Origin of the sequence: Bacillus sp. 123MFChir2 (genome assembly GCF_000383235.1) — a bacterium.
Classification (GTDB): Bacteria; Bacillota; Bacilli; order Bacillales; family Bacillaceae_G; genus Bacillus_A.
In genome coordinates this window covers 66,850-78,382 of sequence record NZ_KB910937.1, presented here as the reverse complement: position 1 = coordinate 78,382, position 11,533 = coordinate 66,850, and the positions used below count along the sequence as shown (strand labels likewise).

The following is an 11,533-nucleotide window of genomic DNA, read 5'->3' as shown; positions in this document are numbered from 1 at the left end:
GTATTAAGGTCGAATATGTGAACCCTGCTTATACAAGTCAAACATGTCCGAAATGTTCTGAAAAGAACAAAGCACAAGACAGAAAATACAAGTGCCGATGTGGATTTGAGAAACATCGTGATATTGTTGGGGCGATGAATATTCGCTACGCAACTGTGATTGATGGTAACAGTCAATCAGCCTAAGATGCTATACGCACTGTCTTAGGAGGGGCAATGAGATGCCCTCATCTTGAAGTCTGTTCAAAACAGAAATGACTGCGAACGTTTAGTCATTCAAGAATCCCACCCGTCAATCCATAAGGATTAGGGCTTGCGACTTTAGTCGTGGGAGTCTCAAAAGGCTGAAAAGTTCATGCGAAAAAAGTGATGAATGAGTAAGCCCAGTGATTATGAAAATAAGTATAAATGATAAATGCCCTCTTTGGGTAAGAGGGCATTTGTTATGTTTATAATAAATTTATCTTGTTTTTTGAGGAGTATTATACGTTAACTTAGTAAAAGTATGTATTTTTTAAGAACGATATCTTATTTTGATGATGTTATAAATTTTCCGTCTTTAGATTTCACATGAGGAGGAATCTGAACGTCGAATTAACTTCCGTTATCAGTAATTGGATAGCTACTAAGGGTCGCAAAAGAATTTGCTAATTTTTTTGCGAAATGTAATGGCGGCTCTACGGATTGAACATGAATATACATGATTAATGGGTTCATATATAACCAATGGTTATGCAAGGCACTAACAATAATTCCTTGTTGTGTGATGGATCGCATAAATGAGGGGATTTCTTCTTGCAAAACAGCAATTTCAGCTAAATTCAACGCATTACCATTTTGATCCAAAGATTCAAATCCTACTCCCACAGGTATTACGGACATACTCGGTTTTCCTTGAACAAGCACCTTGATATTACGATGGAAAGATACCGAACAAGAACTGTGATTAATTTTACTTTTCCCTTTCAGAATTGTAGCAAATTGTTCGCAAAGAAAGTTAAAATTGTTCATAAATGTACCCCCCTCTATTAAACGGGAATTTTTATTTTCATCTTTATGCTTTAATAATTTGTTCATCCGTTTTAATGAGAAATTCCTCTTTCAAAATGGTTCATTTCAACTAAGTTAAGAATATATTCGTAATTATCAACCATTCTTTTAATTTCATTGCGTTCACTCTCTGTTAATTTTACATCTTTTAATTGTTTACATAGCTGAGATTTTTGGTTTTCTAAATGTCTTTTTGTCTCATGATAGTTGTAAGAGCGTTTCATGTTACCATCACCTTCCTTACATTTTCTATCTTCATCTTTATTATACGGATGAATAACAGAAATAAGTGCATATCCCCTTAAAATTTTCCGAAAATTCAGATGAATAAAAGTATGATACATCCTCAACTTGAATACAATGCATTGAACTATGAATTTGTGTTGATGAGTAGGGAAGGGATTAAGCAATTGAATCAGGAATTCGAAGTGCAGCAGAAATTAATCAATTACAGATGTGAAAAGGACATGAGGATGAATTTCATTTCCTTCTTGCTTCAAACGAGAAAAAGCTTCTGCAACTTCTGCTGGATTCATAAATGGATCAGGGCGATGAATGAGCAATACATCAATATGTTCAGTACTTGTATTATAGTGAGCGACGTAGTGCTCTGGAAATTTAGGTGATGGGGGAGCAATTCCACATTTTGTAACGATTCGCATGTTGTCACGTAAACTTGGTTTTAATTGAAGTGCTTTTCCAAATAAAGTTTCACATGTATAATCTCCATAAATATCAGCATGATCAAACGTTGTAATGCCCATCTCCATGCATGATTCAATGAAAGAAAGTAATTCCTGATCTGTCATATTCCATTCTGCAAAACGCCAAAATCCTTAAATAATTCGAGAAAACTCTAGGTTTTGGGTCATTTGAATTCGTTCTATTTATGTAGGTCCCCCTTGTTGATGTGTATGAACCGATTTGGTATGAAAAGGTTTTCTTATTTATTATTATATATTTGTGTAGACATGCCTACAACTAATATGTTCTATATTCAAAAAATAAAAAGACAACCTATGGTATAATTATATAACTAGACATATTACAAGGAGATGTAGAATCGTGATTCCAGTAACAATATTAACCGGCTTTCTCGGATCGGGGAAAACAACGTTATTAAATCGTATTTTATCTGAAGAGCACGGTCAGAAGCTTGCGGTTATTGTAAATGAAATTGGACAAATTGGTATTGATAATCAATTAATTATGAATGTAGAAGAAGAGATTATGGAAATGACAAACGGCTGTTTATGTTGTACAGTACGTGAAGATTTGCTTGTCGCATTAAAGCATTTACTAGAGGTAAAAGCGGAAGGGAAAATGGATTTTGAAGGTTTAGTAATTGAAACAACGGGACTTGCAAATCCGGGTCCTATTATTCAAACATTCTTTTTAGATCCTATTATTCAGTCTGCATATCAAATTAATGGTGTAGTAACCGTAGTAGATAGCTATCATATACAGAAACACTTTGAAAAAGGATTAGAAGCAAAGGAACAAATTGCTTTTGCTGACATGGTTTTAGTAAATAAATTAGATTTAGTAGGGCAGGAAGAGAAGGAGAATTTACTCATTGAATTACAAGGGATCAATCCAACTGCAAAGTTAATCCCAACAACAAATTGTGAAGTAGATATCCCTTCATTACTAGATATACAAACATTTAAAACGCGTGACAAATTAGAAATTTATCCGCATAAAGAACAGCATCATTTAGAAGGGGTAAAGTCCTTTGTATTAAGAGAAGAGCGCCCTCTTGATCTGCAAAAAATCAATGAATGGATGTCAGCTGTTGTACAAGAATTAGGAGAGTATTTGTATCGTTATAAAGGTATATTATATATTGAAGGAGTAAATCGCCGCGTTGTGTTCCAAGGCGTACATACATTATTTGCGGCTACATATGACAGAGAGTGGCAAGAAGGAGAAAAGCGGGTAAGTGAGATTGTTTTTATTGGTAAAAATCTAAATAAAGAATGGTTTCAAAAACATTTTCAAGAATGTATAAAATAAGCCTGCATTTGCAGGCTTATTTAGATTACTTTATCTAAAAGTAACTCCATCAACAGGGCCTTCATCGTCAATATCACCAATAATGAAAGCCGAATGATTCATATAGATTCATTGCTAATTTGTTGTTAGGATGAAGACTTAAATAAATCGTATACTAATTGGTTGCTTCTTTTAGAGTGTTAATGTTCTCTTCCATTAATGTAAAGTAATCTTTATTTTTCTTCGCATCATCATCAGAGATAGTTGCAAGGTGATTTAAGCGTAAAATTTTCGTTCCGGTTTCCTTTTGAATAACTTCAGCTACTTTTGGTGTAGAGAATGTTTCAAATAAAATATATTTTAATCCATGCTCTTTTGCTGTTGTAGTGATAGAAGCTAGTGTTTTTTGGGATGGTTCATCAGAAGCAGAAATACCTGCAACTGGAATTTGCTTTAAACCGTAACGTTGTTCCCAATATCCGTATGCTGCATGAGAAACTAATATTTCTTTTGTTTTTGCATGATCAACAACTTCTTTAAATTGATTATCTAAACTTGTGAATTTTGTTTGCAGTGCAGCAAAGTTTTTCTCGAATTCTTCTTTATGTTCTGGTTGTAGTTCTACAAGTGCATTTTTAATAGCTTCAGCTTGTTTCATGGCAAGGGTTGGATCTAGAAAAACGTGAGGATCTTCATCATGATGATGTTCTTCTTTATGACCCTCCTCGTGTTCGTCTTCAGTTGAAGCACGTAGTTCGATACTTTTTGATGCATTTACAACTTTAACATTTTCATTTTTTAATGCTTTTTCCATTTTTTCAGCAAATGGTTCTAATTCAGCTCCGTTATACACAAATAAATCTGATTTGGCAACTTGTACAGTTTGCTTTTGACTTGGCTCATACGTATGTGAATCTGCGCCTGGTGGATATATAGCTGTTACTTCTACATAATCACCGCCGATTTTTTTTGCAAAGTCAGCTAAAGGGAAAATAGTTGTATAGACGGAAAGTTTACCATTTTTTTTATTTGCTGTATTATCTTTGTTTGAACATCCAGCAAATATAAGGGTAAACATTAGTACGAATGAAAATATAATTGCTTTTTTCTTCATTTTGTTTTCCTCGTTTCTTTACTTTCTAAAATGTATTTTCTCCAAATAAAAGAAAGAATATCTTTCTTTTTGTAAAACGTAATAATTACGCTTTATGCTCCTGATTCAGTATAATATATCTTTGACGATGTTGCAATAAATAATAATGATTACGATTTGTGATTTGTTCTAAAATTGTCACAATGTTATGGTTTATTTTCTTTGTTTTTGCATATATCCTCCTAGTCGCTTCATATAGTGTGATAGATGGTGCTGAAGGAGATGAGTGAATGGGATATGTAAGTGAAGCGATTTTATTAATATTGGCTGTTATTTTTCCATTATCATGTGTACTTTGTTTTTTGAAAGCGCTTATTCAAAATTTAGGTGATACAAGTACAATTACTGAGGTGCCAAAAGAAGAAAAAGAATAAACAAAGCGCTTGCATACTATATTATGCTTTGCTTATGATAGAGAGAGATTAGAAGATAAAGAGGTATGGAAAAAAATGAAAACAAGAGCAGCATTAGTACTTGGAGCTAGTGGTTTAGTCGGACAAGAAGTGACGCAGTTACTGCTTGATTCAGATCATTATGATTCAGTTACAATTTTTGTGAGAAGATCGCTAGACTGGGAACATGAAAAGCTTCAACAAAAGCAGGTAGATTTTTCGATTTTGGAACAATATAAAGAGTTTTTTGCTGTAGATGATGTGTTTAATTGTCTTGGTACGACAATTAAAAAAGCAAGGACGAAAGAAAATTTTAAAAAGGTTGATTATAATTATACATTACAAGCCGCTCGTGTAGCAGAAGAACAAGGGGTGCAAAACTTTCTTGTTATTTCTTCGTTAGGAGCAAATCCGAAGTCGCTATTTTTCTACTCGCAAGTAAAAGGACAGATGGAGGAAGATATTAAAAAACTAGTCATAGGAGGCATTCATATTTTTAGACCGTCTCTTTTAGTTGGAGATCGAGACGAGTTCCGTTTTGGAGAAAGAATGGGAGAAAAAATTTCAGGAATTATGCCGTTTTTGTTTAAGGGGTCTTTTTCAAAATATGAGCCGATTTCAGCAGAGCAAGTAGCAAAAGGAATGTATGTAACAGCGCTGCGAGAAGAGTCGGGTGTTCATATACATGAATCTCCGGAAATTGCTAAGATGAAATAAAGTGAAACTTCCATCCGAGGTGGGCTTCATCCCCCTCGGGCGGAAAGCCCACCCAATCGGGCTTTTACTGCCCACAAATAGCCGGATAAAAGTGGTTTTCACTAGATATTTTTCTCTTTAAGAAAATATTGCTGGTGTAAAATAAAGGAGCTGACCAAAGTGCTATTTTGGTCAGCTCCTTTATTTAGTAGTATTTTTTAGTTTTCCAGGAGCACGGCTATATTGAAGCGGCTCCGCTAATTCAAAACCAAGTTCATTCGCTGCTGTTCTCGGAAAGTAGGGATTCCGTAATAGTTCACGGCCGATAAAAATTAAGTCAGCCGCCCCTTGTTGTAAAATTTCTTCTGCTTGTATGCCGCTTGTAATAAGGCCAACAGCGCCTGTAGCAATAGAAGTATAGTCTTTTATATATTTTGCATAGGGTACTTGATAACCAGGATATACATCAATATGTGCTGGTACAACAGCTCCTGAACTACAATCAATAAGGTTAACACCTTGTTTTTTCATCCACTTTGTAAACGTTACATAGTCCTCTACAGTTAAACCATCTGGATGGTAATCATGAGCAGAAATACGAACGATTAATGGACCGCTCCATACTTCGTTTACTGCATCAATGATTTCACGTAAAAACCGATAACGATTTTCATGAGATCCACCATATTCATCTGTACGATGATTTGTAAGCGGAGATAAAAATTCATTAATTAAATAACCGTGTGCGCCGTGTAATTCGATAATATCAAATCCAGCTTGTTTAGCACGTTCCGCCCCGTTACGAAAAGCCGTAATGGTTTCCTTAATTTGTTCTTTGCTCATTTGTACCGGAATTTTCATAGAGGAATCAAAAGGAGTAGCTGATGGTGCAATAGGGTCTGAATCAAGAACAGCTTTTCTACCAGCATGGGCAATTTGAATAGCTGCTTTTGCCCCGTGTTCATGAATCATATCGACAACTTGACGTAGACCGTCTATTTGCTCATTATCCCAAATGCCTAAATCTTTGTGGGAAATGCGTCCTTCTGGCGTTACAGCTGTAGCTTCTAACATGACAAGTCCTACTTGACCAGCTGCACGTGATGCGTAATGGACGAGATGGAAAGTTGTTATTCTTCCGTCTTCGTTTTCAGCGGAGTACATACACATAGGTGACATAACAATTCGATTTTTTAATGTAACATCTTTTATTGTATATGGTGAAAATAATTGATTGTTCACGATAAACATCCTCCTTTATTTTCTTAAATGAGCGTATATACAATGATAATTTCTTGACGAATGGAAGGTTCACTTTATTGTAGCACCTTGCTCCTTTTTTTCCATAACAAAATGCTTAAAGAGGTGTTATGATGAGTATAAGAGGAGGTGGAATATTTTTTATGTATCAAGCATATTACAAAAGTGAACTTGGATGGATTGAAGTAAAAGGGGATGAAGATGGTATTTCCTCTGTGTTATTTGTAGAGCAAAAACAAGAAGATGTTCCTCATCCAATTGTTGAGCAATGTGTAATGGAGCTGGATGAATATTTTCATAAGAAGCGAACGGAATTTACTGTCCCGCTACAAGTAGAGGGAACTCCCTTTCAAAAACAAGTATGGAATGCACTTTGCAGTGTTCCGTATGGAAAAAGTGCTTCTTATCTTGATATTGCACAAAAAATTGGCAACCCAAAGGCTGTACGTGCAATTGGCGGCGCGAATAGTAGAAATCCAATTTCGATTATTGTGCCTTGTCACCGGATTATAGGAAAGAGCGGGAAATTAGTAGGATATGAAGGAGGACTTTGGCGGAAAGAATGGCTATTAAAGCATGAAGGTTTTTTGAGATAACGGAATTTTAAAAATGAAATAATTTAGTTGAATTATATATTCTAAGTTAAAAAGGCATAAAACCCCCTTTTTTTAGAGGGAGACGAGAGAATCTGACCGTGCATAGAAGCGGTCAGATCCTTTTTCTGCCGCGGGCGCGATCTCAAACAAGGGAAGGAAGCGAGTGCAGGTCATGTAGTGTTTTGTATAGCAGAGACTTCAATGTTGGAAATTTAATTTTGTATTTTTTAAAAGATAGCATTTAAAGTTTTCAGAAAATTATGTATAATACTATTCAAGAGTACTTGGTCTTATTTTTAGTTGTTATATAGAAAGAGGGGAAATGGTCTATGAAGAAAAGGTTGTCATTGATTACAGCATTTGCAATTTCAACAAGTGTGTTAGTTGCAGGATGTGGAAATGGAGAAAAAGCATCAACAACTGAAAAGGGAAAAGAAGGAAATCAGGCGCTTGCTGATAAACAAGTATTAAATTTATTAGAAACAGCAGAAATCCCTTCTATGGATACATCGAAGTCTACGGATACTGTATCGTTTCGTGCATTTGTAAACGCAATGGAAGGATTATACCGCTTAGATAAAGATAATAAACCAACGTCTGGTATGGCTAAAGATGTCAAGATCAGTGCGGATAAGAAAACATACACATTCCATTTGCGAGATGCAAAGTGGTCAAATGGAGAGCCGGTTAAAGCACAAGATTTTGTATTTGCTTGGCGCCGTGCTGTTGATAAAGCAACAGCGTCGGAATATGCGTTTATTTTGTTCGATGTTAAAAATGCTGAAAAGATTAATAAAGGAGAATTGCCGCTTGAACAGCTGGGTGTTACGGCAGGAGATGATAAAACATTAGTGGTTGAGTTAGAGAAACCGACACCATATTTTCTAGAGCTTACAACCTTCCCGACATTTTTCCCATTGAATGAAAAATTTGTAAAAGAACAAGGTGACAAATACGCATTAGAAGCAGATAAGTTATTATATAATGGACCATTCATGATGAGTGAATGGAAGCATGAACGAAGTTATCAGTTAAAGAAAAATCCAAACTATTGGGATAAAGGTAATGTGAAATTAGAAGAAATTAATGTAAGTGTTGTAAAAGAAACATCAACAGCTGTAAATTTATATGATAGCAACGAGGTAGATCGAGTCATTTTAAGTTCGGAATTTGTTGATAAATATAAGAAAAGTGAAGAATTTAAATCGGAATTAGAGCCGCGTATGTATTTTATTCGTTTTAATCAGAAAAATAAGACTTTTTCGAATAAAAAAGTGCGTGAAGCTATTGATTTAGCATATGATAAAAAAGGAATTGCCAATGTGATTTTAAACGATGGGTCATTACCTGCATATTACTTAGTACCACAAAAATTTACAAAAGGGCCGGATGGAAAAGACTTCCGCGAAACAAATAAAAAATTTCATGATGGTAAAGATAATGCAACAAAAGCGAAAAAATTATGGGAAGAAGCGAAAAAAGAGTTAGGTCAAGATACAATAACAGTTGAAATGTTGAACTATGATAAAGATAACTTGAAAAAAGTTGGAGAATATATTAAATCAGAGTTGGAGAAAAACTTACCAGGTTTGAAAGTGAATATTAAACAACAGCCGTTTAAACAAAAGTTAGATTTAGAAAAGAAATTAGAATATGAGTTCTCTTTATCAGCATGGAGCCCGGATTATCCAGATCCAATGACATTTATCGATATGTTTATTACAGATAGTGCATTTAACGAAATGGCATATTCTAATAAGAAATATGATGAGTTAGTTGCAAAAGCAAAAGGTGAGTTGTTAACTGATGAGAAGGCACGCTGGAAGGCTTTTTCTGAAGCAGAGAAAATTTTATTTGATGATGCAGCAATTTCTCCAGTTTATCAGCAGGGCGTTGCTTTTCTTGAGAAATCCAAAGTGAAAGGAACTGCTAAACATACATTTGGAGGAGATTTTAGTTATAAATGGACATATATTACAAAAAAATAGTACGATAAAGATGCGTGAATATTACGCATCTTTTTTGCTGTGAGGAGATCATGACAATGATAAAAGGAATGAATCATTTTTGCTTTTCTGTTTCAAACTTAGAGAAATCTATACAATTTTACGAAAAAGTGTTGGAAGGGAAGTTACTTGTAAAAGGTAGAACACTTGCTTATTTTGATTTGTGTGGAATGTGGATTGCGTTAAACGAAGAAAAGGATATTCCAAGAAGTGAAATCTATCAATCATACACACATATTGCGTTTTCGATAGAAAAAGAAGATTTTACAGCATTAATACATCGTCTTAAAGTGAATAACGTACATATTTTACAAGGACGAGAGCGAGATGTACGAGATTGCCATTCTATTTATTTTACAGACCCAGACGGTCATAAGTTTGAATTTCATACAGGGACGCTACAAGAGAGGTTACAATATTATAAAGAAGCAAAACCACATATGTTATTTTACTAAACATAGAAAGGGTGAGGAATTGTGCATGTACTTGTTGCTGGTGGGACTGGAATGCTACAGAAAGTGTCAAAGTCGTTTGCTGAGCAAGGGTACCATACTTCTGTAATCGGACGAAATGTAAAACGTCTAAAGGGGATACAAGATTCATGTCATGCTCCTGAAAGGATAACGTGTTTAGCGGTTGATTATCATAATAGTGATGAGTTGCGTGTTAAAATTAAAAATTCCATTCAAGAAAATGGACCAATTACGCTTGTGGTCGCTTGGATTCATTCTTTCGCTGTAGATGCATTGCAAATAATTAGTGAGGAGATTGAAATACTTTCGAAAGAATGGGAGTTGTTCCATGTACTTGGAAGCAGTGCTTACAAATCAGATAAAAAAGTAAGATATTCTTCTTTATGTAGGTATTATCGAATTATATTAGGCTTTATGGTAGAAGAAAAATGTTCTAGATGGTTAACACATGATGAAATTGCTAGTGGAGTTATAGCTGGAATTCATCATAAACAACAGGAATGGATTGTTGGAACATTAGAGCCATGGGATGCTAGACCGAGTTGGTAAAGGAGAAGACGATGATGAAAACAATGTTATATATTACGCGTCACGGGGAAACAGAATGGAATGTAGAAAAAAGAATGCAAGGTAGAAAAAATTCAAATTTAACGGAAACTGGAATATTACAAGCAAAACAATTAGGGAAACGTATGAAAGATATGGCACTTGATGTTATTTACAGCAGTCCAAGTGAAAGAGCAATGCATACAGCTCAGTTAATTAAAGGAGATAGAGATATTCCAATTGTAACAGATGTACATTTATATGAAATTGATATGGGAGTTTGGGAAGGACATACACAAGTAGAATTGCAGAAGAAATATGCAAAAGATTTCGATTTATTCTGGAATGCACCGCATCGGTATGAATCGAAATCAGGAGAAAGTTTTTATGACGCGAGAGAGCGTGTACTAAAGGGGCTTACATACATTCTTCAAAAGCATGAGGGAGAAAATGTTTTAATTGTTTCTCATGCTATTACTTCATTACTTATGATGGGGCATTTTGAACAACGTCCTATTGAACATATATGGAATGGTCCTTTTATGCATAGCGCAAGTTTAAGTATGATTGAATTTAAAGAAGGAGAAAGTACAATTCACTTATTTGCTGATATTGCGCATTTTGAAGAGAGGTAAAAAGAGAAGCTTTATAAAACAATGAGTTGCTTTAATAGACAAATAGACCGCTTAAAGCGGTCTATTTGCATTTTTGAAATAACGAGGAACCTTCTTGATATGATAGAGTAATTGTTTACATATATTTTATTAGCGACAGAAGTGCCCGGAACGAAGCTGTCAAGACCGTTTAGAGCGACAAGTACGCTTAGATTTGCAAGAACGATAAGATTTGCAAGAACGATGAGATTTGCAAGAGCGGTGAGATTTGCAAGAACGATGAGATTTGCAAGAGCGGTGAGATTTGCAAGAACGATGGGACTTGCAAGAACGGTGAGATTTGTAAGAACGATGGGACTTGCAAGAACGGTGAGATTTGTGAGAACGATGGGACTTGCAAGAACGGTGAGATTTGTGAGAACGATGGGACTTGCAAGAGCGATGAGATTTGCAAGAGCGATGAGATTTGCAAGAGCGATGAGATTTGCAAGAGCGATGAGATTTGTGAGAGCGATGAGATTTGTGAGAGCGATGAGATTTGTGAGAGCGATGAGATTTGTGAGAGCGATGAGATTTGTGAGAGCGATGAGATCTGCAAGAACGGTGAGATTTGTGAGAACGGTGAGATTTGTGAGAGCGATGAGATTTGCAAGAACGCTGAGATTTGCAAGAGCGATGAGATTTGCAAGAGCGATGAGATTTGCAAGAGCGATGAGATTTGCAAGAGCGATGAGATTTGCAAGAGCGATGAGA

The 11,533-nt window shown here is 35.3% G+C and carries 14 protein-coding genes and 2 pseudogenes; 9 read left to right on the top strand and 7 right to left on the bottom strand.

Going from position 1 to position 11,533, the window contains the following annotated elements:
- On the top strand, nucleotides 1–185 hold a 185-nt coding region (locus H280_RS24990), incomplete at its 5' end, for a zinc ribbon domain-containing protein (protein WP_020060979.1).
- A gap of 408 nt (nucleotides 186–593) precedes the next feature.
- Here the strand turns inward: H280_RS24990 and H280_RS0109980 are convergent.
- From H280_RS0109980 to H280_RS23430, 3 genes and pseudogenes are all read right to left on the bottom strand, one after another.
- Entirely contained in the window at nucleotides 594–1,010 is a 417-nt protein-coding gene (locus tag H280_RS0109980) for a DUF1259 domain-containing protein (protein WP_020060978.1), read from the bottom strand.
- A 71-nt stretch (nucleotides 1,011–1,081) separates the two neighbouring features.
- Nucleotides 1,082–1,273, bottom strand: coding sequence for a DUF3896 family protein (locus H280_RS0109975; protein WP_028411184.1), 192 nt, complete (start codon nucleotides 1,271–1,273; stop codon nucleotides 1,082–1,084).
- Between the two features lie 249 nt (nucleotides 1,274–1,522).
- A pseudogene (locus H280_RS23430) lies at nucleotides 1,523–1,936 on the bottom strand (aldo/keto reductase); the annotation flags it as partial.
- 178 nt (nucleotides 1,937–2,114) lie between these two features.
- On the opposite strand from H280_RS23430, the gene H280_RS0109965 reads away from it, so the two are divergent.
- A complete protein-coding gene (locus H280_RS0109965; protein ID WP_020060975.1) occupies nucleotides 2,115–3,065 on the top strand; it encodes a CobW family GTP-binding protein in 951 nt (316 codons plus the stop codon).
- 30 nt (nucleotides 3,066–3,095) lie between these two features.
- Here the strand turns inward: H280_RS0109965 and H280_RS24985 are convergent.
- Nucleotides 3,096–3,213: pseudogene (locus tag H280_RS24985) on the bottom strand (GNAT family N-acetyltransferase); the annotation flags it as partial.
- 6 nt (nucleotides 3,214–3,219) lie between these two features.
- A complete protein-coding gene (locus tag H280_RS0109960) occupies nucleotides 3,220–4,158 on the bottom strand; it encodes a metal ABC transporter substrate-binding protein (RefSeq protein WP_020060974.1) in 939 nt (312 codons plus the stop codon).
- A gap of 269 nt (nucleotides 4,159–4,427) precedes the next feature.
- Between H280_RS0109960 and H280_RS26090 the strand changes: the two genes are divergently transcribed.
- Both H280_RS26090 and H280_RS0109950 read left to right on the top strand, forming a co-directional pair.
- Nucleotides 4,428–4,571: a hypothetical protein gene (locus H280_RS26090; protein ID WP_020060973.1), complete on the top strand. Its 144-nt coding sequence runs from the start codon at nucleotides 4,428–4,430 to the stop codon at nucleotides 4,569–4,571.
- 75 nt (nucleotides 4,572–4,646) lie between these two features.
- Nucleotides 4,647–5,306: an oxidoreductase gene (locus H280_RS0109950; protein ID WP_020060972.1), complete on the top strand. Its 660-nt coding sequence runs from the start codon at nucleotides 4,647–4,649 to the stop codon at nucleotides 5,304–5,306.
- A gap of 180 nt (nucleotides 5,307–5,486) precedes the next feature.
- On the opposite strand, the gene namA is transcribed toward H280_RS0109950, so the two are convergent.
- Nucleotides 5,487–6,527: an NADPH dehydrogenase NamA gene (gene namA / locus H280_RS0109945; protein ID WP_020060971.1), complete on the bottom strand. Its 1,041-nt coding sequence runs from the start codon at nucleotides 6,525–6,527 to the stop codon at nucleotides 5,487–5,489.
- Nucleotides 6,528–6,688: 161 nt separating this feature from the next.
- Between namA and H280_RS0109940 the strand changes: the two genes are divergently transcribed.
- The 5 genes from H280_RS0109940 (at nucleotide 6,689) to H280_RS0109920 (ending at nucleotide 10,801) form a co-directional block, all read left to right on the top strand.
- Nucleotides 6,689–7,141: a methylated-DNA--[protein]-cysteine S-methyltransferase gene (locus H280_RS0109940; RefSeq protein ID WP_028411183.1), complete on the top strand. Its 453-nt coding sequence runs from the start codon at nucleotides 6,689–6,691 to the stop codon at nucleotides 7,139–7,141.
- A gap of 329 nt (nucleotides 7,142–7,470) precedes the next feature.
- On the top strand, nucleotides 7,471–9,129 hold the full coding sequence (locus H280_RS0109935; RefSeq protein ID WP_020060969.1) for a peptide ABC transporter substrate-binding protein: 1,659 nt from the start codon (nucleotides 7,471–7,473) through the stop codon (nucleotides 9,127–9,129).
- Between the two features lie 56 nt (nucleotides 9,130–9,185).
- Nucleotides 9,186–9,602, top strand: a complete 417-nt coding sequence (gene fosB, locus H280_RS0109930; protein WP_020060968.1) for a FosB/FosD family fosfomycin resistance bacillithiol transferase — start codon at nucleotides 9,186–9,188, stop codon at nucleotides 9,600–9,602.
- Between the two features lie 21 nt (nucleotides 9,603–9,623).
- Nucleotides 9,624–10,169: a short-chain dehydrogenase gene (locus tag H280_RS0109925; protein WP_020060967.1), complete on the top strand. Its 546-nt coding sequence runs from the start codon at nucleotides 9,624–9,626 to the stop codon at nucleotides 10,167–10,169.
- 14 nt (nucleotides 10,170–10,183) lie between these two features.
- Nucleotides 10,184–10,801 (top strand): phosphoserine phosphatase 1, encoded by a 618-nt coding sequence (locus H280_RS0109920; RefSeq protein ID WP_020060966.1) that lies wholly within the window; start codon nucleotides 10,184–10,186, stop codon nucleotides 10,799–10,801.
- A gap of 11 nt (nucleotides 10,802–10,812) precedes the next feature.
- Here H280_RS0109920 and H280_RS26435 read toward each other — a convergent pair.
- Nucleotides 10,813–11,533 (bottom strand): hypothetical protein (locus H280_RS26435; RefSeq protein WP_231401777.1); only part of this gene is annotated, 721 nt, incomplete at its 5' end.

What these genes read in the sequence shown, in the direction of transcription:
- H280_RS0109920 (WP_020060966.1), top strand. Translation starts at nt 10,184, where the DNA reads ATGAAAACAATGTTATATATTACGCGTCACGGGGAAACAGAATGGAAT.
- H280_RS26090 (WP_020060973.1), top strand. Translation starts at nt 4,428, where the DNA reads ATGGGATATGTAAGTGAAGCGATTTTATTAATATTGGCTGTTATTTTT.
- H280_RS0109960 (WP_020060974.1), bottom strand. Translation starts at nt 4,158, where the DNA reads ATGAAGAAAAAAGCAATTATATTTTCATTCGTACTAATGTTTACCCTT.
- H280_RS0109950 (WP_020060972.1), top strand. Translation starts at nt 4,647, where the DNA reads ATGAAAACAAGAGCAGCATTAGTACTTGGAGCTAGTGGTTTAGTCGGA.
- H280_RS0109980 (WP_020060978.1), bottom strand. Translation starts at nt 1,010, where the DNA reads ATGAACAATTTTAACTTTCTTTGCGAACAATTTGCTACAATTCTGAAA.
- H280_RS0109940 (WP_028411183.1), top strand. Translation starts at nt 6,689, where the DNA reads ATGTATCAAGCATATTACAAAAGTGAACTTGGATGGATTGAAGTAAAA.
- H280_RS0109975 (WP_028411184.1), bottom strand. Translation starts at nt 1,273, where the DNA reads ATGAAACGCTCTTACAACTATCATGAGACAAAAAGACATTTAGAAAAC.
- H280_RS0109935 (WP_020060969.1), top strand. Translation starts at nt 7,471, where the DNA reads ATGAAGAAAAGGTTGTCATTGATTACAGCATTTGCAATTTCAACAAGT.
- fosB (WP_020060968.1), top strand. Translation starts at nt 9,186, where the DNA reads ATGATAAAAGGAATGAATCATTTTTGCTTTTCTGTTTCAAACTTAGAG.